22 protein-coding genes and 1 tRNA gene are annotated in these 19,589 nt (G+C 72.2%); 18 read left to right on the forward strand and 5 right to left on the reverse strand.

Features of this window, described 5'->3' with window-relative positions:
* Nucleotides 1–120: 120 nt before the first annotated feature.
* The 4 genes from rplM to ACQPXS_RS27790 all read left to right on the forward strand — a co-directional run bounded on the left by rplM (nt 121) and on the right by ACQPXS_RS27790 (nt 2,865).
* A complete protein-coding gene (rplM, locus tag ACQPXS_RS27775) occupies nt 121–564 on the forward strand; it encodes a 50S ribosomal protein L13 (protein WP_189978663.1) in 444 nt (147 codons plus the stop codon).
* 42 nt (nt 565–606) lie between these two features.
* Nucleotides 607–1,119: a 30S ribosomal protein S9 gene (gene rpsI / locus ACQPXS_RS27780; protein WP_228621210.1), complete on the forward strand. Its 513-nt coding sequence runs from the start codon at nt 607–609 to the stop codon at nt 1,117–1,119.
* A gap of 146 nt (nt 1,120–1,265) precedes the next feature.
* Nucleotides 1,266–2,624, forward strand: coding sequence for a phosphoglucosamine mutase (gene glmM, locus ACQPXS_RS27785; protein WP_433451942.1), 1,359 nt, complete (start codon nt 1,266–1,268; stop codon nt 2,622–2,624).
* Nucleotides 2,625–2,673: 49 nt separating this feature from the next.
* Nucleotides 2,674–2,865, forward strand: coding sequence for a hypothetical protein (locus tag ACQPXS_RS27790; RefSeq protein WP_433451943.1), 192 nt, complete (start codon nt 2,674–2,676; stop codon nt 2,863–2,865).
* Between the two features lie 70 nt (nt 2,866–2,935).
* On the opposite strand, the gene coaA is transcribed toward ACQPXS_RS27790, so the two are convergent.
* On the reverse strand, nt 2,936–3,904 hold the full coding sequence (coaA, locus tag ACQPXS_RS27795) for a type I pantothenate kinase (RefSeq protein WP_433455968.1): 969 nt from the start codon (nt 3,902–3,904) through the stop codon (nt 2,936–2,938).
* Nucleotides 3,905–4,087: 183 nt separating this feature from the next.
* Between coaA and glmS the strand changes: the two genes are divergently transcribed.
* Nucleotides 4,088–5,935 carry a glutamine--fructose-6-phosphate transaminase (isomerizing) gene (glmS, locus tag ACQPXS_RS27800; RefSeq protein ID WP_356302221.1) on the forward strand — a complete coding sequence of 616 codons (1,848 nt, stop codon included), beginning with the start codon at nt 4,088–4,090 and terminating at the stop codon, nt 5,933–5,935.
* Between the two features lie 13 nt (nt 5,936–5,948).
* On the opposite strand, the gene ACQPXS_RS27805 is transcribed toward glmS, so the two are convergent.
* Nucleotides 5,949–6,500, reverse strand: coding sequence for a hypothetical protein (locus tag ACQPXS_RS27805; protein WP_433451945.1), 552 nt, complete (start codon nt 6,498–6,500; stop codon nt 5,949–5,951).
* Nucleotides 6,501–6,511: 11 nt separating this feature from the next.
* Nucleotides 6,512–7,294, reverse strand: coding sequence for an SDR family NAD(P)-dependent oxidoreductase (locus tag ACQPXS_RS27810; RefSeq protein ID WP_433451946.1), 783 nt, complete (start codon nt 7,292–7,294; stop codon nt 6,512–6,514).
* A 91-nt stretch (nt 7,295–7,385) separates the two neighbouring features.
* Here ACQPXS_RS27810 and ACQPXS_RS27815 point away from each other — a divergent pair, with 91 nt between their 5' ends.
* The 7 genes from ACQPXS_RS27815 to ACQPXS_RS27845 all read left to right on the forward strand — a co-directional run bounded on the left by ACQPXS_RS27815 (nt 7,386) and on the right by ACQPXS_RS27845 (nt 14,051).
* Entirely contained in the window at nt 7,386–7,757 is a 372-nt protein-coding gene (locus ACQPXS_RS27815) for a holo-ACP synthase (protein WP_433451948.1), read from the forward strand.
* A gap of 45 nt (nt 7,758–7,802) precedes the next feature.
* Nucleotides 7,803–9,236: an NAD(P)H-hydrate dehydratase gene (locus tag ACQPXS_RS27820; RefSeq protein ID WP_433451949.1), complete on the forward strand. Its 1,434-nt coding sequence runs from the start codon at nt 7,803–7,805 to the stop codon at nt 9,234–9,236.
* Between the two features lie 358 nt (nt 9,237–9,594).
* Nucleotides 9,595–10,542: a L,D-transpeptidase family protein gene (locus ACQPXS_RS27825; protein WP_433451950.1), complete on the forward strand. Its 948-nt coding sequence runs from the start codon at nt 9,595–9,597 to the stop codon at nt 10,540–10,542.
* A gap of 61 nt (nt 10,543–10,603) precedes the next feature.
* Nucleotides 10,604–11,773, forward strand: a complete 1,170-nt coding sequence (gene alr, locus ACQPXS_RS27830; RefSeq protein WP_433451951.1) for an alanine racemase — start codon at nt 10,604–10,606, stop codon at nt 11,771–11,773.
* Nucleotides 11,774–11,966: 193 nt separating this feature from the next.
* A complete protein-coding gene (locus ACQPXS_RS27835) occupies nt 11,967–13,226 on the forward strand; it encodes an alpha/beta fold hydrolase (protein ID WP_433451952.1) in 1,260 nt (419 codons plus the stop codon).
* Nucleotides 13,192–13,704 carry a tRNA (adenosine(37)-N6)-threonylcarbamoyltransferase complex ATPase subunit type 1 TsaE gene (gene tsaE / locus ACQPXS_RS27840; RefSeq protein WP_351802136.1) on the forward strand — a complete coding sequence of 171 codons (513 nt, stop codon included), beginning with the start codon at nt 13,192–13,194 and terminating at the stop codon, nt 13,702–13,704. The genes ACQPXS_RS27835 and tsaE overlap by 35 nt, the downstream gene beginning before the upstream one ends.
* A 128-nt stretch (nt 13,705–13,832) precedes the next feature.
* A complete protein-coding gene (locus tag ACQPXS_RS27845) occupies nt 13,833–14,051 on the forward strand; it encodes a hypothetical protein (RefSeq protein ID WP_433451954.1) in 219 nt (72 codons plus the stop codon).
* Nucleotides 14,052–14,071: 20 nt separating this feature from the next.
* Here ACQPXS_RS27845 and ACQPXS_RS27850 read toward each other — a convergent pair whose 3' ends face one another.
* Nucleotides 14,072–14,623, reverse strand: a complete 552-nt coding sequence (locus ACQPXS_RS27850) for a hypothetical protein (protein WP_433451956.1) — start codon at nt 14,621–14,623, stop codon at nt 14,072–14,074.
* Nucleotides 14,624–14,736: 113 nt separating this feature from the next.
* Between ACQPXS_RS27850 and tsaB the strand changes: the two genes are divergently transcribed.
* The 5 genes from tsaB (at nt 14,737) to ACQPXS_RS27875 (ending at nt 17,374) form a co-directional block, all read left to right on the forward strand.
* Entirely contained in the window at nt 14,737–15,393 is a 657-nt protein-coding gene (gene tsaB, locus ACQPXS_RS27855; protein WP_351802130.1) for a tRNA (adenosine(37)-N6)-threonylcarbamoyltransferase complex dimerization subunit type 1 TsaB, read from the forward strand.
* Between the two features lie 17 nt (nt 15,394–15,410).
* Complete coding sequence (rimI, locus tag ACQPXS_RS27860) at nt 15,411–15,884, forward strand: ribosomal protein S18-alanine N-acetyltransferase (protein WP_433455970.1); 474 nt, start codon at nt 15,411–15,413, stop codon at nt 15,882–15,884.
* Nucleotides 15,877–16,974 (forward strand): tRNA (adenosine(37)-N6)-threonylcarbamoyltransferase complex transferase subunit TsaD, encoded by a 1,098-nt coding sequence (tsaD, locus tag ACQPXS_RS27865; RefSeq protein WP_433451958.1) that lies wholly within the window; start codon nt 15,877–15,879, stop codon nt 16,972–16,974. Before rimI ends, tsaD begins: the two co-directional genes overlap by 8 nt.
* Nucleotides 16,971–17,228 carry a hypothetical protein gene (locus ACQPXS_RS27870; RefSeq protein WP_351802127.1) on the forward strand — a complete coding sequence of 86 codons (258 nt, stop codon included), beginning with the start codon at nt 16,971–16,973 and terminating at the stop codon, nt 17,226–17,228. The genes tsaD and ACQPXS_RS27870 overlap by 4 nt, the downstream gene beginning before the upstream one ends.
* A 73-nt stretch (nt 17,229–17,301) precedes the next feature.
* Nucleotides 17,302–17,374: transfer RNA gene (locus ACQPXS_RS27875), tRNA-Gly, on the forward strand.
* Nucleotides 17,375–17,415: 41 nt separating this feature from the next.
* Here the strand turns inward: ACQPXS_RS27875 and ACQPXS_RS27880 are convergent.
* Nucleotides 17,416–18,297, reverse strand: coding sequence for a COG4705 family protein (locus ACQPXS_RS27880; RefSeq protein WP_433451960.1), 882 nt, complete (start codon nt 18,295–18,297; stop codon nt 17,416–17,418).
* Between the two features lie 252 nt (nt 18,298–18,549).
* Between ACQPXS_RS27880 and ACQPXS_RS27885 the strand changes: the two genes are divergently transcribed.
* Nucleotides 18,550–19,581, forward strand: coding sequence for a LacI family DNA-binding transcriptional regulator (locus ACQPXS_RS27885; protein WP_433451962.1), 1,032 nt, complete (start codon nt 18,550–18,552; stop codon nt 19,579–19,581).
* Nucleotides 19,582–19,589: the final 8 nt, after the last annotated feature.

Here is a 19,589-nt window from a genome sequence, read left to right on the forward strand (position 1 = left end):
CCGGGCCGATGACCAGCGACCCCACGTACGCGGTTTGCGTCGCCGCCGTGCGGTCAAGGCTGTCGTGATCGTTTCGGTGACCTGTTCAGGACCATTCACTCGAAGCGAAGGCTACGAACCGTGCGTACGTACAGCCCCAAGCCCGGCGATGTGACGCGCCAGTGGCACGTCATCGACGCTCAGGACGTTGTCCTGGGTCGTCTCGCCACCACTGCAGCGACCCTCCTCCGGGGCAAGCACAAGCCGATCTACGCGCCGCACGTCGACGCTGGTGACTTCGTCATCATCATCAACGCCGACAAGGTGCACCTCTCCGGCAACAAGCGGACCCAGAAGATGGCGTACCGCCACTCCGGCTACCCGGGTGGTCTGCGCTCCGTCCGTTACGACGAGCTGCTCGCCAAGAACCCCGAGAAGGCCATCGAGAAGGCCGTCAAGGGCATGCTCCCCAAGAACACCCTGGGCCGTCAGATGCTCACGAAGCTGAAGGTCTACTCGGGCGACCAGCACCCGCACGCTGCCCAGCAGCCGGTGCCGTTCGAGATCACCCAGGTCGCGCAGTAAGTCCGGCCACCCCCTAAGACTGAAGAGAATCTGAGGAGAATCGTGGCCGAGACCACTGCCGAGCAGCCGATCGAAGAGATCGACATCGAGAGCTACACCACCGAGTCCGAGGTCCCCGTCGAGGGCGAGTACACCTCGGAGTCCCTGGCCTCCCGCTTCGGCGAGCCCCAGCCGGCCGCCGGCCTGGGCCGCCGCAAGAACGCCATCGCCCGCGTCCGGATCGTTCCGGGCACCGGCAAGTGGAAGATCAACGGTCGCACCCTCGAGGACTACTTCCCGAACAAGGTGCACCAGCAGGAAGTCAACGAGCCCTTCAAGGTGCTCGAGCTCGACGGCCGTTACGACGTCATCGCCCGCATCGCGGGTGGCGGTGTCTCCGGTCAGGCCGGTGCCCTGCGCCTCGGTGTCGCCCGTGCCCTGAACGAGGCCGACGTCGACAACAACCGCGGCCCGCTGAAGAAGGCCGGCTTCCTCAAGCGCGACGACCGTGCGGTCGAGCGGAAGAAGGCCGGTCTGAAGAAGGCCCGCAAGGCTCCGCAGTACAGCAAGCGCTAAGCGTCGCCTGCTCGTACTCCGAACGCCCCGGCGGCACGCCACATGTGCCGTCGGGGCGTTCGTTTATCCCAGGCAAGGGCGTATAACGACACGAGACGCTCAGCCGCTCAACGGCTTGTGTGATCGCAGTTTCCTCAGGAGGACAAGTGGGACGACTCTTCGGCACGGACGGCGTGCGCGGTGTCGCCAACGCGGACCTGACGGCCGAGATGGCGCTCGGCCTGTCCGTTGCGGCGGCCCACGTGCTGGCCGAGGCGGGCACCTTCGAGGGCCACAAGCCGACGGCGGTGGTCGGTCGGGACCCGCGGGCGTCCGGGGAGTTCCTGGAGGCGGCCGTGGTCGCGGGCCTGGCCAGCGCCGGCGTGGACGTGCTGCGCGTCGGTGTGCTGCCGACGCCCGCGGTGGCGCATCTGACCGGCGCGCTCGGCGCCGACCTGGGCGTGATGCTCTCCGCCAGCCACAACGCCATGCCGGACAACGGCATCAAGTTCTTCGCCCGCGGCGGCCACAAACTCGCCGACGAGCTGGAGGACAGGATCGAGGCGGTGTACGACTCCCACCGGCACGGCGAGCCGTGGGAGCGGCCGACGGGTGCGGGCGTGGGCCGCGTGCGCTCGTACGACGAGGGCTTCGAGCAGTACGTCGGCCACCTGCTCTCCGTCCTGCCGAACCGGCTCGACGGACTGAGGATCGTCCTGGACGAAGCGCACGGCGCGGCCTCGGGGGTCTCGCCGGAGGCGTTCGCACGGGCCGGCGCCCAGGTCGTCACGATCGGCGCCGAGCCGGACGGTCTGAACATCAACGACGGCTGCGGCTCGACCCACCTGGACCAGCTCAAGGCCGCGGTGGTCGAGCACGGCGCCGACCTCGGCATCGCGCACGACGGCGACGCCGACCGGTGCCTGGCCGTGGACCACACCGGCGAGGAGGTCGACGGCGACCAGATCCTCTCCGTGCTGGCACTGTCCATGCGGGAACGCTCCGCGCTGCGGGCCGACACGGTCGTCGCCACCGTGATGTCCAACCTGGGCTTCAAGCTGGCGATGGAGAAGGCCGGGATCCGGCTGATCCAGACGGCCGTCGGCGACCGGTACGTCCTGGAGGAGATGAAGGAGCACGGGTACGCCCTCGGCGGCGAGCAGTCCGGGCACGTCATCATCCTCGACCACGCGACCACCGGTGACGGCACGCTGACCGGGCTGCTGCTGGCGGCTCGGGTCGCCGAGACCGGCCGTACGCTGCGGGAGCTGGCGTCCGTGATGGAGCGGCTGCCGCAGGTGCTGATCAACGTGCCGGACGTGGACAAGTCCCGGGTGCGGACGTCGGCGGAGCTCGCCGCCGCCGTGACCGAGGCCGAGCGTGAACTCGGGGAGACCGGGCGGGTGTTGCTGCGGCCTTCCGGGACCGAGCCGCTGGTGCGGGTGATGGTCGAGGCCGCGGACATCGATCAGGCGCGGTCCGTCGCCGGGCGGCTGGCCGATGCCGTGAAGTCGGCGCTGGGCTGACCCGGGGCCGCACCGAGTAACAAAGAGTGCAGGCCGGGTCACTGACTGTGTGACCTCCCGTCGAGAGACCGCAGCGCGCGGCTCTCGACTCGACGGGAGAGGAAACAGTCATGAAGACCTGAGCAGCACTGTGCGGCGGCTGGCCGGTCCGGCCCCGGCCGCGGGGCTCGCCGTCACCGCGTTCACCACCCCGGCCTCCGCCGTGGCGGAGGCCGGCTCCACGGTGACCCGTTTCGTCTAGCCGCCCCGCTCGGCCGTACGCTCACACTGCCTGGCCCGCGGCCACTCCTGCGCCGGCAGTGTGAGCGTGCCTACAGCTTGCGCAGCCTCAGGCGCTGGACCTTGTGGTCCGGGCCCTTGCGGACCACGAGGGTGGCTCGGCCGCGGGTGGGGGCGATGTTCTCGACCAGGTTGGGCTTGTTGATGGTCCGCCAGAGGGTGCGGGCGTAGTCGAGGGCCTCCTCCTCCGAGACCTGGGTGTACTTGCGGAAGTACGAGTCGGGGTTCTGGAAGGCGGTCTGACGCAGCTTCTTGAAGCGGTTGAGGTACCAGCGTTCGATGTCCTCGGCGCTCGCGTCGACGTACACGCTGAAGTCGAAGTAGTCGGCGAGGCCGACGCGGGTGCGGCCGTCCTTGCCGGGCAGGGCGGGCTGCAGGACGTTCAGGCCCTCGACGATCAGGATGTCGGGGCGGCGGACCATGAGCTTCCGGTCCGGGACGATGTCGTAGATGAGGTGGGAGTAGACGGGGGCCGTGACCTCGTCCTTGCCCGCCTTGATGTCGGCGACGAAACGGGTCAGGGCCCGGCGGTCGTAGGACTCGGGGAAGCCTTTCCGCGACATCAGGCCGCGCGCCTCCAGCTCCCGGGTGGGCAGCAGGAAGCCGTCCGTCGTCACCAGCTCCACGCGCGGGTGTTCCGGCCAGCGGGAGAGCAGGGCCTGGAGGAGCCGGGCGACGGTGGACTTTCCCACGGCGACCGAGCCGGCGACGCCTATGACGAACGGGGTGCCGGACTGGGAGCCCTGCTCGCCGAGGAAGGTGTTCAGCGCGCCTCTGAGGCCGTCCGTGGCGCCGACGTAGAGGTTGAGGAGCCGGGAGAGCGGGAGGTAGATGTCCCGCACCTCGTCCAGGTCGATCACATCGCCCAGACCGCGCAGCTTCTCCACCTCCTCGGCGGTGAGCGGCAGCGGCGTCTTGTCGCGCAGCGCGCTCCACTCGGCGCGGGTGAGGTCGACGTAGGGAGTCGCCTCCGGCCTGTGCCGGTGGGCGCTCCGGGGCATCGAGGAGACCGGTGAGATCACAGTCCATTGTTAACGGAGTTTGAACGAGGCGGCGGGTGGGGTCCGTCACGCCCGCGCGACCGGCCGCCCCGCCCGGTGCGGCCTTCGTACGACGGTGGGAATTTCCGATTTCGGGCAGGTGGAGGCCAGTTCGGAGCGTTCCCGGGTCGTAGGCTGCGGCCCATGTGCGGAATCGTTGGATACGTAGGGCCACAGTCGGCGCTCGATGTCGTGATGGCCGGGCTGAAGCGGCTGGAGTACCGGGGTTACGACTCGGCGGGTGTCGCCGTGCTGGCCGATGGCGGACTGGCCGCGGCGAAGAGGGCCGGGAAACTGGTCAACCTGGAGAAGGAGCTGGTCGAACGGCCGCTGCCGACGGGCTCGACGGGCATCGGCCACACCCGCTGGGCCACGCACGGCGGGCCGACCGACGCCAATGCCCATCCGCATCTGGACAACGCGGGGCGCGTCGCCGTCGTCCACAACGGCATCATCGAGAACTTCGCGGTCCTGCGGGCCGAACTCGCCGAGCGCGGCCACGAACTGACCTCCGAGACGGACACCGAGGTCGTCGCCCATCTGCTCGCCGAGGAGTTCTCCTCCTGCGGGGACCTCGCGGAGGCCATGCGGCTGGTGTGCCGGCGGCTGGAGGGCGCGTTCACGCTGGTCGCGGTGCACGCCGACGAGCCGGACGTGGTCGTCGGCGCGCGGCGGAACTCGCCGCTGGTGGTGGGCGTCGGAGAGGGTGAGGCGTTCCTGGCCTCGGACGTCGCCGCGTTCATCGCCCACACGCGCTCCGCGATCGAGCTGGGCCAGGACCAGGTGGTGGAGCTGCGCCGCGACGGCGTGACGGTGACGGGCTTCGACGGCCGCCCGGCCGAGGTCCGCAGCTACCACGTGGACTGGGACGCCTCCGCCGCGGAAAAGGGGGGCTATGACTACTTCATGCTCAAGGAGATCGCCGAGCAGCCCAAGGCGGTCGCCGACACGCTGCTGGGCCGTATCGACCCGTCGGGCTCGCTGACGCTGGACGAGGTCCGTATCTCGCCCTCGGAGCTGCGGGAGATCGACAAGGTCGTCATCGTCGCGTGCGGTACGGCCTTCCACGCCGGCCTGATCGCCAAGTACGCCATCGAGCACTGGACGCGTATCCCCTGCGAGGTGGAGCTGGCCAGCGAGTTCCGGTACCGGGACCCGATCCTGGACGGCCGCTCCCTGGTCATCGCCATCTCCCAGTCCGGCGAGACCATGGACACCCTGATGGCGCTGCGGCACGCCCGCGAGCAGGGCTCCAAGGTGCTGGCGATCTGCAACACCAACGGCTCCACGATCCCGCGCGAGTCGGACGCGGTGCTGTACACGCACGCCGGGCCGGAGGTCGCCGTGGCCTCCACGAAGGCGTTCCTGACCCAGCTGGTGGCCTGTTACCTGGTGGCGCTGTATCTGGGTCAGGTGCGGGGCACCAAGTGGGGCGACGAGATCCAGGTGGTGATCAAGGACCTGTCGCGGATCTCGGTGGAGGTCGAGCGGGTCCTGGAGACGATGCAGCCGGTGCGCGAGCTGGCCCGGAGCCTGGCGTCGAAGAACACGGTCCTCTTCCTCGGCCGGCACGTGGGCTACCCGGTCGCGCTGGAAGGCGCGCTGAAGCTCAAGGAGCTCGCCTACATGCACGCCGAGGGCTTCGCGGCGGGCGAGCTGAAGCACGGTCCGATCGCGCTGATCGAGGAGGACGTGCCGGTCGTGGTCGTCGTCCCCTCGCCGCGTGGCCGCTCGGTCCTGCACGACAAGATCGTCTCCAACATCCAGGAGATCCGGGCCCGCGGGGCGCGCACGATCGTGATCGCGGAGGAGGGCGACGAGGCGGTGGTCCCGTACGCCGACCACCTGATCCGCATCCCGGCCACCCCCACTCTGCTCCAGCCGCTGGTGGCCACCGTGCCCCTCCAGGTCTTCGCCTGCGAGCTGGCCACCGCCCGCGGCAACGAGGTCGACCAGCCGCGCAACCTGGCGAAGTCGGTCACGGTGGAGTAGCACCGCCCGCGGGTCAGGAGAGGTGCCGGCCGCCCCAACCGGTGGCGGCCAGCACCTCTTCGGCGATGTCCGCGACGGTCCTCCCGTCCGTCGGCACCCGCACGACGTGCGCCGGCGCGTCCCGGTCGAGCAGCCGGGCCTTGTGCGCACTGCCGGCCAGCTCCTCCTCCAGTTCCGAGCCGATCTCCCGCCGGACGAGACGCTCCCGGGCGGTGGCGTCGGTCGCCGTGAGCAGTACCCGTACGATCCGCACACCGCCGCCCATCGCCCGCTCGAACATCCCGGTCGCCGCGGGCAGCACGCTGACGGTGTTCGTGTAGATCAGGCGCCGGTAGCCGCGGGCGGCGAAGTTCGCCCACACGGCGGTCAGATTGGCCTCGGTGATCCCGCTGCGGAGGGGGTCGCCCTCGGGGGCGGGGTGCACCTGGCCCATGAAGTCCCCGTCCACCACGGCGTGCGCGACGGCCGCGCGGCGCAGCACCGCGGAGACCTCCCAGGCGACGGTCGTCTTGCCGACCCCCGCACGGCCGCCGATGAGCAGTGCCTCGGGGTGGTCCGCGGGCACCGGGCGGCGGCTCAATGGACCGACAGGCCGCCGTCGACGAAGATCGACTGGCCTGTGACGTAGGCGGAGGCGCGGCTTGCGAGGAAGACGGCCGCGCCCTCGAAGTCCTCGGCGAGGCCGTTGCGGCCGGTCATCGTGCGGGCGGCCAGGGCGGCCACCTTCTCCGGGTCGGACGACAGCCGCTGGTTGAGCGGTGTCATCACGAACCCCGGCACCAGCGTGTTGACCGTGACGCCGTACGGCGACCAGGCCTCGGCCTGCGAGCGGGCCAGCGACTCCAGCGCGCCCTTCGACACGCCGTACGCGCCGCTCTGCACGAAGGCGCGGTGCGCCTGCTGGGAGGTGATGTGGATGATCCGGCCGAAGCCGCGCTCCGCCATGCCGGGCCCGAACCGCTGCCCCAGCAGGAACGGTGCCTCCAGGTTCACGGCCATGGTGGTGTCCCACACGTCCTCGCCCAGCTCGCCCATCGGCGGCCGCAGGTTGACGCCGGCGGAGTTGACGAGGATGTCCGGCTCACCGAAGACACCGGCCGCCTCCTCGGCCGCCGCGCGCACGCCGTGACGGGTGCTCAGGTCCGCCGTGATCCAGGCGGCTCGGCACCCGTCGGCCGTCAACTCATCGACGGTCTTCTCCAGTTGCTCCTTCGTGCGGGCGGCCACCACCACGCTCGCGCCCGCCCGCGCGAGCGCCCCGGTGATGGCCCGGCCGATGCCGGAACTGCCTCCGGTCACCACGGCGACACGGCCGTGCAGCGAGAAGAGTTCGGAGAGATAGGCCTGCGACGACGTCATGGACGGAGCGTAGAGGGCACGAGCCCGGCGCGGCAGCCGGATTTCGGCAGGTGGGCGGGTCCGCCGGGGCCTCGCTCGTAGGCTGCCCGGCATGAGCATCATCGGAGTGGGGATCGACGTCGCCGAGATCGACCGGTTCCGCGCGTCCTTGGAGCGGACGCCCGGGCTGGCCGATCGGCTGTTCGTGGAGCGGGAGCTGCTGCTGCCCAGCGGGGAGCGGCGCGGGATCGCCTCGCTCGCGGCCCGGTTCGCCGCCAAGGAGGCCCTGGCGAAGGCGCTGGGGGCGCCGCCCGGACTGCACTGGACCGACGTCGAGGTGTACGTCGAGGACAGCGGACAGCCCCGGCTGCGGGTGGTGGGCACCGTGGCCGCGCGGGCCGCGGAGCTGGGCGTGCGGTCCTGGCACGTGTCGCTCAGCCATGACGCGGGCGTCGCCTCGGCCGTGGTGGTCGCCGAGGGCTGAGCGCCCGGGTGTGGGTGACGGCCGTTCCGGGGCAGACTCGGTGCCATGCGGAATGCGTACAGCGTGGAGACGGTAAGGGCGGCCGAGCGGGCGCTGATGGCGCGGCTGCCGGAGGGTGCGCTGATGCAGCGGGCCGCCGCGGGACTGGCCGCCGCCTGCGCCGAGTTGCTCGGACGGGTGTACGGCAGTCGGGTGGTGCTGCTCGTCGGCAGCGGCGACAACGGCGGGGACGCGCTGTACGCGGGGGCGCGGCTGGCCCGGCGCGGGGCCGGGGTAACGGCCGTACTCCTGACGCCCGAGCGGGCGCACACGGGTGGGCTGGCCGCGCTGCGGCGGGCGGGGGGCACGGTCGCCCCGGCCGGTGCCGCCGACGGGCTGATCGAGCGGGCCGACCTCGTCGTGGACGGGATCGTCGGGATCGGCGGCAGGGGCGGGCTGCGGCCCGAGGCCGAGGCGCTGGCCCAGGTAGCCGAGCGGTCGCGGGCCGCCGTGGTGGCCGTGGACCTGCCGAGTGGGATCGAGGCGGACACCGGGGAGGTGCGGGGCGCCGCGATCCGGGCCGATCTGACGGTGACCTTCGGGACGTACAAGCCGGGGCTGCTGATCGACCCGGGGCGGGAGTACGCCGGGGTGGTGCGGCTGGTCGACATCGGTCTCGAACTGCCCGCCGAGGCCGAGCTGGAGGCCCTGCAACACGCGGAAGTGGCACGGCTGTTGCCGGTGCCGGCCGCGGAGAGCGACAAGTACCGGCGGGGTGTGGTCGGCATCGCCGCCGGGTCCGCGCGCTACCCTGGCGCCGCCGTGCTCGCCGTCTCCGGCGCTCTGCGGGGCGGTGCGGGGGCCGTACGGTACGTCGGGCCGGCCGGGGAGGCGGTCATCGCCCGCTTCCCGGAGACGCTGGTGTCCGACCGGGGGCCGGCGAAGGCGGGGCGCGTCCAGGCCTGGGTGGTCGGGCCGGGGGCCGGGGAGGACGCGGTGACCGTGGCCGAGGTGCTCGGGGCGGACGTGCCGGTGCTGATCGACGCGGACGGGCTGCGGCTCGCCGAGCGGGACGCGGTGCGCGGGCGTACGGCGCCGACGCTCATGACCCCCCACGCCGGGGAGGCGGCCGCGCTGCTCGGCGTGCGCCGGGAGGAGGTCGAGGGGGCCCGGCTGGCCGCGGTGCGGGAGCTGGCGGCGGCGTACCGGGCGACGGTGCTGCTGAAGGGGTCCACGACCCTGGTCGCCGAGGCCGGGGGCGGGGCCGTGCGGATGAACGCCACGGGGACGTCCTGGCTGGCGACGGCCGGGAGCGGGGACGTGCTCTCGGGCCTCGCCGGGTCGCTGCTGGCCTCGGGCCTCCCGGCCCTGGACGCGGGCAGCGCGGCGGCGTATCTGCACGGCCTGGCCGGGCGGTTCGCCTCGGACGGGGCACCGGTGGGGGCACATGACGTGGCCGACCGGATCCCGCAGGCGTGGAGGGACGTGCACGCGCTGTAGCCGACGGGGTCCGGCCTGCCGACGCGGCTGGGCGGCGGTCGGGCCGCTGTTACGGCGGGGCAGCGCCCGAAGGGGCGCGGGGAACTGCGTGACCAGCCCTTCACCCGCACCCGGGGCGACAGCCGTTTCCGCCCCCACGGAACCCGCCCCGACACACACCCGCGCCCGAACGTCAGCCGTCACCTGACGGAACCCCGCCTCCACGCACCCGCACCCGGACAGCCGTTCCCGCCCCCACGGAACCCGCCCCGATTCATACCCGCGCCCGGCCGACGACCGACGTATCCAGGTCCGTCCCCCGGGTGATCCTCCCGCGCGGCACCACCGATCCGGCGGAGCCCCACGCTTGGCTGATCGCATGATCAGCAGACGAATCGCGTCCAGGGGTGTCGCGGTGCTGCTCGCCACCGCGACGGCCCTCCCGGCGGCCGGCACCGCCGTGGCCTCCCCAGCGGCCGGCGTGCCCGCGGCCCGCGCCCGCGCGGCCGGCCCCGCGGCCGCCACCCCCGTGCCCCCCGCCCCGGCCCCCGCCCCCGAACTCGTCCTTGGTGTCGCGCCCCGGCCCGGGCAGCCGTGGCAGATCGACACGCCCGACCAGGCGTTGCCGCCGAGGGTGTACACGCCCAGTGCCAAAGAGGACGCCGTCGAGCCCAAGGCGGCGGCGCCGGGGGCGTACGACCTCATCGAGTACGTGCCGCTGTCCGACGCCGTCACCAAGGTGGCGTGCAGCAAGCAGACCGGGCCCTATCAGCGGCAGGTCGAGCGGTGGCTGAGGCTGAAGATCGACGGGAAGCAGTCCGCCGCCGACTGCAAGGCCATCCGGGCGTTCCAGATCGCGTACAAGATCAAGCCCGCCATCGGGTTCGCCGGACCCGTCACCTGGTCGACCATGATGCTCGTCTCGGCGAGGAAGAACCCGAACGCCGCCAAGAAGTGCCCCGTCCGGTCGTACAAGGTCGCCTGCGTCGATCTCGACCGCCAGCTCACCTGGGTGCAGAAGGGCTCCCAGGTGGTGTTCGGGCCGGTGCCCATGCGGAGCGGGCGCGCGGGGCACGTCACCCGCAAGGGCTGGCACACCGTCTACTGGCGGCACAAGAACCACTGGTCCACCCTCTACAACCAGCCCATGCCGTACGCCCAGTTCTTCGACGGCGGCGAGGCGTTCCACGGCGTCTACGGCAGCATCTACACCACCGTCGGCTCCTACGGCTGCGTGAATCTGAAGCTCGGCGACGCGCGCACCCTGTGGGACGTGCTGAAGAAGGGCGACCGCGTCTATGTGTGGGGACGGCGGCCGGGTACCTGAGACCCGGGAAGCCGAGACTGTGACCGGGGCCCGAACGGCCCTCTGAGACACTGGGGGCGCGATGAGTGAGACTGCGACTGTGCCGACCGCCCCCCTGCGCGCCCGCGCCGAGATCGATCTGGGCGCCCTGCGGGCCAACGTGCGTGCCCTGCGAGCCCGGACGCCGAACGCGGCCCTGATGGCCGTCGTGAAGTCCGACGGCTACGGCCACGGGGCGCTGCAGTGCGCCCGCGAGGCCCTCGCGGCGGGCGCGACCTGGCTCGGCACGGCCACGCCCGAGGAGGCCCTCGCGCTGCGCGCGGCCGGACTGCCGGGCCGCATCCTGTGCTGGCTGTGGGTGCCGGGCGGCCCCTGGCGGCAGGCGATCGAGGCCGACATCGACGTGTCGGTGAGCGGCATGTGGGCCCTGCGGGAGGCCGCCGCGGCCGCCAAGGAGGCCGGACGCCACGCGCGCGTGCAGCTCAAGGCCGACACCGGGCTCGGCCGCAACGGCTGCCAGCCGGGGGACGACTGGGCCGAACTGGTCCGCGAGGCGCTGCGCGCCGAGGCCGACGGACTCGTCCGCGTCACCGGGCTGTGGTCCCACTTCGCCTGCGCCGACGAGCCCGGCCATCCCTCCGTCGCCGCCCAGCTCGCCCGCTTCCGGGAGATGCTGGCGTACGCCGAGGAGCAGGGTGTGCGCCCCGAGGTGCGGCACATCGCCAACTCGCCCGCCACGCTCACCCTGCCCGAGACCCACTTCGACCTGGTCCGCCCCGGCATCGCCATGTACGGCATCTCGCCCAGCCCGGAGCTGGGCACCCCGGCCGACTTCGGGCTGCGCCCGGTGATGACGCTCAGCGCCTCGCTGGCGCTGGTCAAGCACGTGCCGGGCGGGCACGGGGTCAGCTACGGCCACCATTACGTCACCCCCGGCGCGACCACCCTCGGCCTCATCCCCGTCGGCTACGGCGACGGCATCCCCCGGCACGCCTCCGGCACCGGACCGGTGCTGGTCGACGGCAAATGGCGCACGGTCGCCGGCCGGGTGGCCATGGACCAGTTCGTCGTGGACCTCGGCGGCGACGAGCCCGAGGTGGGCAGCGAGGCCCTGCTGTTCGGGCCCGGCGACCGCGGTGAGCCCACCGCCGAGGACTGGGCGCAGGCCTGCGGCACGATCGCGTACGAAATCGTCACGCGGATCGGAACCCGGGTTCCGCGCGTCTATGTAGACGTAGACGCGTCCGTCTGAACGCGCCCGGGCCATGCCCGGGCAACGCGTCCAGGTGACCGCGTTCATGTGAAGGGGAAAGGACTCCGGTAACCCGTTCGAGAGACGCGACCCGGGTCAGGTGTAACACCGGTCATACCCGTTCCAACGGCAGCACAGGCACCATCGGTCGCACCCACGAAGCGAACTGCAGTACGGCGAAGAGGAGCGGTACGTGAGCGAGAGCAGTGCCGAGGCCATGGCTGACGTCGTCGCCTCGGCGGCCGCCGCCTCCGCCGCGGGGGCGGCCGGGAGCTGGCGCAGGGCGACCGGCATCGCCGGTGCCGCGATAGGCGTGCTCGCGGCGGGCGCGGCGGCCGGCGTCGCCATCGAGCGGATGACGGTGGGCCGCGGGATGCGCAGGAAGGCCCGGCTGGCGCTGGACTCCGCGGGCCCCTACGGCACCCTGCGCGGCACCCCCGGCAAGGCGCTCGCCGACGACGGCACCGAGCTGTACTACGAGATCGACGAGGTCGAGCCCGACCCGGGTCCGAACGTCTCGCCGCGCCGGCGCCGGCTGTTCGGCCGCAAGGCCCCCGCCCCGGTCTCCGTCGTCTTCTGCCACGGCTACTGCCTCAGCCAGGACTCCTGGCACTTCCAGCGCGCGGCCCTGCGCGGCGTCGTACGGACCGTGCACTGGGACCAGCGCAGCCACGGCCGCTCCGGACGGGGCGTGGCCCAGGCCCGGGACCAGGTGCCGCTCACCATCGACCAGCTCGGCCGCGATCTGAAGGCCGTCCTGGACGCCGCCGTGCCGGAGGGCCCGATCGTGCTGGTCGGCCATTCGATGGGCGGGATGACGATCATGGCGCTCGCGGCCCACTTCCCCGAGCTGATCAAGGAGCGGGTCGTCGCCACCGCCTTCGTCGGCACCTCGTCCGGGCGGCTCGGCGAGGTCAACTTCGGGCTGCCGGTCGCCGGCGTCAACGCGGTGCGCCGGATCCTGCCCGGAGTGCTGAAGGCGCTCGGGCAGCAGGCCGAGCTGGTGGAGAAGGGGCGCCGGGCCACCGCCGAGCTGTTCGCCGGGATCATCAAGCGGTACTCGTTCGCGGGGCGGGACGTCGACCCGGCCGTCGAGCGGTTCGCGGAGCGGATGATCGAGTCCACGCCGATCGACGTGGTCGCGGAGTTCTACCCGGCCTTCACCGACCACGACAAGACCGAGGCGCTCGCCTGCTTCCGGGACATGCCGGTGCTGGTCCTGGCCGGCGTCCAGGACCTGGTCACGCCGAGCGGGCACAGCGAGGCCATAGCCGACCTGCTGCCCGAGGCCGAGCTGGTCCTCGTCCCGGACGCCGGGCACCTGGTGATGCTGGAACACCCGGAAGTGGTCACCGACCGCCTCGCCGACCTGCTCACCCGCGCGGGTGCGGTGCCCGCAGGGGCTACGGTTATGGGCTATGGAAGCACCAGCAGCAGCGCAGGACCCCACTGAGACCCGGCTGACGATCACCTCACCCGAGCAGATGCGGGAGCTGGGCCGCAGGCTGGCCAAGCTGCTGCGCGCGGGCGACCTGGTGATGCTCAGTGGTGAGCTCGGCGCGGGCAAGACCACGCTGACCCGCGGGCTCGGCGAGGGTCTCGGCGTGCGCGGCGCGGTCACCTCGCCGACCTTCGTGATCGCCCGGGTGCACCCCTCCCTGGGCGACGGCCCGCCCCTTGTCCACGTGGACGCCTACCGGCTCGGCGGCGGACTGGACGAGATGGAGGACCTGGACCTCGACGTCAACCTGCCCGACTCGGTGATCGTCGTGGAATGGGGCGAGGGCAAGGTCGAGGAGCTGACCGAGGACCGGCTCCAGGTCGTCATCCATCGCGCCGTCGGCGACACCACGGACGAGGTACGGCACGTCACCCTGACGGGGCTGGGGGAGCGCTGGGCGGACGCGGGCCTGGAGACGCTCACGGCCTGAGCTGCCCGTCAGGATTCCGACAAGCCGTCGGCAACATGTTGCGCAGGACGTCCCGGGCGTGGTCACATGGTATCCAGCCCGTAGTTAGGCGTACCTAACTACGCCGCCCCCGCATCAAGGAGGCGTCCATGACCGAGCCCGGTCCCACCGTCGTGTCCATGCGCGACCTCCTGGCGTCGTGCGAGGCGGCGAAGGCGGTCTCCCGTCCACCCCGGGCCCCTGAGGACCGCCCCGAAGGGCCGCGCGGCCCGGTCGGCCACGCGGCCACCGCCGCGGGGGCGCGCCCGGCCACGACGAACGAGCAGCCGCCCGACGGCACTTCGCGGCACTCACGAGCGGCGGCCTAGCGCGTCACGCAGGCGGCGTCCTACCGAATCACGACCACCTTCACCCCGATCGTCGCGAAGTCCCACATCGCGGACCCATCGGCCCGCGTCTCCCGGATACCGCCCGTCCGCAGGCCCGGATCGGCGGCGGCCGCCCGCGGGGCCACCGCCGCGCTGAACCCGATCGCCACCCCGTTCACGCTGGTGAACCGGACCACATGCTCGATGGGAACGCCATCCGTTCCGGTGGTCGCACTCGACCGGGACGTGACCCAGTAGGAGCCCGCCGGAGGGTCGACCGTGCCGGGGGTGACCTTGAAGCTGCGCTCCACCCGGTTCCCGCCGGTGACCAGCCAGACCCGGTCGTCGTCCACCGAGTACACGACCCGTTCCCCCCTGCCGGACCCGCCCGGCGCCGCGGTCGGGCTGTACCGGGGTGCCTTGCCGGCGCTCGGCGAGGAGGAGGCGTTCGCTCCGGGCCTGCCGCTCAGGCGCGCCGGCGCGTTCGCCTGGGCCTGGTAGGCGAGGAAGCCGACGGCGCCGATGGCCGCCGCGGTGAGGCCGGCCACGATCGCCGAGCTGGTCCCTGCCACGTGCGCCCACCTTCGCCCCATGCGATATGTCGTACTTCGTACAGACCGTAGCAGCCGGTGACCATCCACCCCGGACGGCCGTGTACGCGGCGCGGGCGCCGTAGGCTGTTCGCGTGCTCTTGCTCGCTCTGGATACCGCAACACCCGCCGTCACCGTCGCGCTGCACGACGGCACGGACGTCATCGCCTCGTCGAGTCAGGTGGACGCGCGCCGGCACGGAGAGCTGCTGCTGCCGGCCGTGGACCGTGTGCTCGCCGAGGCCGGACTCAGGCTGGACGCCGTCACCGGCATCGTCGTCGGCATCGGCCCCGGCCCCTACACCGGCCTGCGCGTCGGTCTCATGACCGCCGACACCTTCGGTCTGGCGCTCGGCGTCCCCGTCCACGGCCTGTGCACGCTGGACGGTCTCGCCTACGCCTCCGACATGGAGAAGGGCCCCTTCGTCGTGGCGACCGACGCCCGGCGCAAGGAGGTCTACTGGGCGAAGTACGCCGACTCGCGGACCCGGCTGACCGAACCGGCCGTGGACCGTCCCGGCGACATCGCCGATCAGGTCGCCGGGCTCCCGTCGGTCGGCGCGGGCGCGCTGCTCTACCCGGACACGTTCCCGAGCGCCCACGAGCCCGAGCACGTCTCGGCCGCCGCCCTCGCCTCGCTCGCCGTGGAGAAGCTGGCCGCCGGCGAGGAGCTGCCGGCACCCCGGCCGCTGTATCTGCGCCGCCCGGACGCCCAGGTCCCCAAGAACTACAAGGTGGTCACCCCGAAGTGACCGTACGACTGCGCGAGATGCGCTGGTGGGACATCGACCCGGTCCTGGAGCTGGAGAAGGACCTGTTCCCCGAGGACGCCTGGTCCCGGGGCATGTTCTGGTCCGAGCTGGCCCACTCCCGGGGCGCCGAGGCGACCCGGCGCTATCTCGTGGCCGAGACCGGCGGCCGTATCGTCGGCTACGCCGGACTGGTCGCCGCCGGTGAGCAGGGCGACATCCAGACCATCGCCGTGGCCCGCGAGCAGCAGGGCACCGGCCTCGGTTCCCGTCTGCTGACCGAGTTGCTGCGTGCGGCGACCGCGTTCGAGTGTCACGAGGTGATGCTGGAGTGCCGGGTCGACAACGTCCGCGCGCAGAAGCTCTACGAGCGCTTCGGCTTCGAACCGATCGGCTTCCGGCGCGGCTACTACCAGCCGGGCAACGTGGACGCCCTGGTGATGCGCCTGAGCGACCCCTCCTCATCTGTACAGGAAACCGAGAGCAATGACTGACTCACGCGACGAGCCTCTCGTACTCGGCATCGAGACCTCCTGCGACGAGACCGGCGTCGGCATCGTCCGCGGCACCACCCTGCTGGCGGACGCCGTCGCCTCCAGCGTCGACGAGCATGCCCGCTTCGGCGGTGTCGTCCCCGAGGTGGCGTCCCGCGCACACCTGGAGGCGATGGTCCCGACGATCGACCGGGCGCTGAAGGAAGCGGGGGTGAGCGCCAGGGACCTGGACGGCGTCGCCGTGACCGCGGGGCCCGGTCTCGCGGGCGCCCTGCTCGTCGGCGTCTCGGCGGCCAAGGCGTACGCCTACGCCCTCGGCAAGCCCCTGTACGGCGTCAACCACCTGGCCTCGCACATCTGCGTCGACCAGCTGGAGCACGGCCCGCTGCCCGAGCCGACCATGGCGCTGCTGGTCTCCGGCGGCCACTCCTCGCTGCTGCTGTCCGAGGACATCACCTCCGACGTCCGCCCGATGGGCTCGACCATCGACGACGCGGCCGGCGAGGCCTTCGACAAGATCGCCCGGGTGCTGAACCTGGGCTTCCCCGGCGGTCCGGTCATCGACCGGTACGCGCGCGAGGGCGACCCGGAGGCGATCGCCTTCCCGCGCGGTCTGACCGGCCCGCGCGACCCGGCGTACGACTTCTCCTTCTCCGGTCTGAAGACGGCCGTGGCCCGCTGGATCGAGGCCAGGCGCGCGGCCGGCGAGGAGGTCCCGGTCCGCGACGTGGCCGCCTCCTTCCAGGAGGCCGTCGTCGACGTCCTGACCCGCAAGGCCGTCCGCGCCTGCAAGGACGAGGGCGTCGACCACCTGATGATCGGCGGCGGTGTGGCCGCCAACTCCCGGCTGCGCGCACTCGCCCAGGAGCGCTGCGAGAAGGCCGGCATCCGCCTGCGGGTGCCCCGCCCCAAGCTGTGCACGGACAACGGCGCGATGGTGGCCGCGCTCGGCGCCGAGATGGTCGCCCGGAACCGGGCCGCCTCCAGCCTGGACCTGTCGGCCGACTCCTCGCTGCCGGTCACGGAGGCGCACGTGCCGGGCGACCACGACCATGTGCACGAGGTCAGCAAGGAGAACCTGTACTCGTGACCGTGGCGCTGATGTGGGAGGCCCGGGCCGCAGCGGGCCGGGGCGAGGAACTGCTGGCCTGGGTACGGGATCAGCCGCTGGCCCCCGAGCCGCTGCGCCGGGAGACCTTCCGCGCGCCCGAGGACCGGGTGCTGGTCATCACCTGGTGGGACGCGCCGTACGACGCCGGGATCCCCGAACTGCCCGAGCCCGCGCCCGAGCTGGTGACCCGGCCGGTGCACCGGTGGCGGTTCGAGTCGGTGGCCGAAGTCTGAGTTGGCCAGGTCCCCCCGATCTGCGCTATGATCATCACACAGCGAACGGCCGGAAGAACGGCTCGGACGCAGTGCGTTGGTGGTCCAAGGAAAGACGCCCCGCTTCCTGCGGGGAGATGCAGGTGCAAGGCCTGCCCGGCGCTCCACAGGAACCCCGCCCCCGGATGTCCGGAGGCGGGGTTCCGCGTTACCGGCGTCCGGCCTCCTCCCGCTGGACCGCCTCCGGGCCGGGGTCCGGGAACTCCGGGGCCGTGACCCGCCGTTCCTTCAGGTGCGCGCACGCCATCAGGCCGAACAGCACCGCGAGCAGCACCGCCGAGGAGCCTGCCGTACCCAGGTCCAGGCCGCCCTTGGCGACCGGCTTGGTCAGGAGGTCGCCCGCCGTGGCGCCGAGCGGGCGGGTCAGCACGAACGCGATCCAGAAGAGCAGGACGTTCGGCACCGCCGGGACCTTCATCAGGGCGAGCAGGACGAGCAGGACGCCGGTCACCAGGGCCGCGCCGCCCAGATAGCCCAGGCCCGAGCTGTCGGACAGGAAGTCGCCCATCGAGGTGCCGAGGGTGTTGGAGACCAGGATCGCCGACCAGAACTGGGCCTCGCCCCGGAAGGTGACGATCTCGGTGATCTGGAAGGTCATCCCGCTCAGCTTCCAGCCGAGGAAGATCAGCAGCAGGATCGAGACCAGGATCGCGGCGCCCTCCGGGTAGCCGAGGCCCAGTCCCTGCGGGCCCCAGCCGAGCCTGGTCGCGCCGTTCGAGAGGTACTGGGCGCTGGCGTCCCGGTTCATGAAGTCGGACATGGTGGTGCCGGCCATGGAGGTGGACAGGATCACCGTCCAGTAGAAGAACGGGTTGTAGCGCGCGGAGCGCAGCTGGATCACCAGCGTCACCACGAAGAGCAGGAACAGGGCGACGGTGGTGAGGAAGTAGCCGAGTCTGAGGGTCTGGGCGAACAGGTCGCCCGCGGTCTCGCCGAGGGTCGTCGCCGCGATCTTCATGATCCAGAACGCGAGGGTGACCTCGGGCAGTTTCTTCATGACGGATTTCGTCGCCGTCGGTGACGTCGTCAAGGTTGCTCCTGTGAGGGGGTGTCAGGTGATCGACGACCCTTCCAAGCGCAGCCTGAACGCATCCTGAACACGCGCCGCACAGGGCTTGCTTTTTGCCAGGGTTCGCGCTGGGGGCCCAGTCCGCCTGACCCACACGCCGTGCAGTTGGTCGGCCTTGTCGTCGAATGTTTCGAAAACCATCCCGAATATTCCGGGGGCCTATGGCGTGAGTAGGCCTTCGTCAAGGCGGCCCACGGGGATACGATCGCGGACATGAAGCCTTCGAAGCCCGCAGAAACGCAGACGGCGACCCTCGCCGAGATCGCCCGTGAGGCCGGGGTGTCGGCTCCGACTGTTTCGAAGGTGCTCAACGGCCGCGCAGATGTCGCCCCCGCGACCCGCACCCGGGTGGAGGAACTGCTGCGCGCCCACGGCTACCGGCGCCGCCGCGCCGAGGCGTCCCGCTCCCCGCTGATCGACCTGGTCTTCCACGAACTGGAGAGCGCCTGGGCGCTGGAGGTCATCCGGGGCGTGGAGAACGCGGCCCGGGACGCCGGGCTGAGCGTGGTGCTGTCCGAGTCGGCCGGCCGGCTCACCCCGGGCCGGACCTGGGCCGACCAGGTGGCCGCGCGCCGCCCGCACGGTGTGGTGCTGGTGCTGTCGGAGCTGGACGAGTCCCAGCGGGCGCTGCTGACCAGCCGTTCCATCCCGTTCGTGGTGATGGACCCGGCCGGCGACCCAGGCCCGGACGTGCCGTCCATCGGCGCCACCAACTGGCAGGGCGGGCTCGCCGCCACCCGCCATCTGGTCGAGCTCGGCCACACCCGGATCGGCGCGATCAGCGGCCCGTCGAGGATGATGTGCAGCCGGGCCCGGGTCGACGGCTACCGTGCCGCCCTGGAGACGGCCGGCCTGCCCGTCGACCCCTCGCTGGTCGTGGCCGGCGACTTCCACCACGACGCGGGCTACCGCCTCGGCCTGGAGCTGCTGCGCCGCCCCGACCGGCCGACGGCCGTGTTCGCGGGCAACGACCTGCAGGCGCTCGGCCTGTACGAGGCCGCCCGCGAGCTGGGCCTGCGCATCCCGGAGGACCTCAGCGTGGTCGGCTTCGACGATCTGCCGGTGGCCCGCTGGGTCGGCCCGCCGCTGACGACCGTACGGCAGCCGCTGACCGAGATGGCCGAGGCGGCGGCCCGCCTGGTGCTGGAGCTGGGGCGCGCACCGCAGGAGCGGGCGGCGACCCGGGTGGAGCTGGCGACCAGCCTCGTCGTACGCAGCAGCACGGCGGCGCCCGCGGCCGTGTGACGCCGCCG

This window comes from Streptomyces sp. CA-142005 (assembly GCF_050942335.1).
GTDB lineage: Bacteria > Actinomycetota > Actinomycetes > Streptomycetales > Streptomycetaceae > Streptomyces.

What these genes read in the sequence shown, in the direction of transcription:
- coaA (WP_433455968.1), bottom strand. Translation starts at nt 3,904, where the DNA reads ATGCCCCGGAGCGCCCACCGGCACAGGCCGGAGGCGACTCCCTACGTC.
- glmS (WP_356302221.1), top strand. Translation starts at nt 4,088, where the DNA reads ATGTGCGGAATCGTTGGATACGTAGGGCCACAGTCGGCGCTCGATGTC.
- ACQPXS_RS27810 (WP_433451946.1), bottom strand. Translation starts at nt 7,294, where the DNA reads ATGACGTCGTCGCAGGCCTATCTCTCCGAACTCTTCTCGCTGCACGGC.
- ACQPXS_RS27815 (WP_433451948.1), top strand. Translation starts at nt 7,386, where the DNA reads ATGAGCATCATCGGAGTGGGGATCGACGTCGCCGAGATCGACCGGTTC.
- ACQPXS_RS27820 (WP_433451949.1), top strand. Translation starts at nt 7,803, where the DNA reads ATGCGGAATGCGTACAGCGTGGAGACGGTAAGGGCGGCCGAGCGGGCG.
- ACQPXS_RS27825 (WP_433451950.1), top strand. Translation starts at nt 9,595, where the DNA reads ATGATCAGCAGACGAATCGCGTCCAGGGGTGTCGCGGTGCTGCTCGCC.
- alr (WP_433451951.1), top strand. Translation starts at nt 10,604, where the DNA reads ATGAGTGAGACTGCGACTGTGCCGACCGCCCCCCTGCGCGCCCGCGCC.
- tsaE (WP_351802136.1), top strand. Translation starts at nt 13,192, where the DNA reads ATGGAAGCACCAGCAGCAGCGCAGGACCCCACTGAGACCCGGCTGACG.
- ACQPXS_RS27845 (WP_433451954.1), top strand. Translation starts at nt 13,833, where the DNA reads ATGACCGAGCCCGGTCCCACCGTCGTGTCCATGCGCGACCTCCTGGCG.
- rimI (WP_433455970.1), top strand. Translation starts at nt 15,411, where the DNA reads ATGCGCTGGTGGGACATCGACCCGGTCCTGGAGCTGGAGAAGGACCTG.
- tsaD (WP_433451958.1), top strand. Translation starts at nt 15,877, where the DNA reads ATGACTGACTCACGCGACGAGCCTCTCGTACTCGGCATCGAGACCTCC.
- ACQPXS_RS27885 (WP_433451962.1), top strand. Translation starts at nt 18,550, where the DNA reads ATGAAGCCTTCGAAGCCCGCAGAAACGCAGACGGCGACCCTCGCCGAG.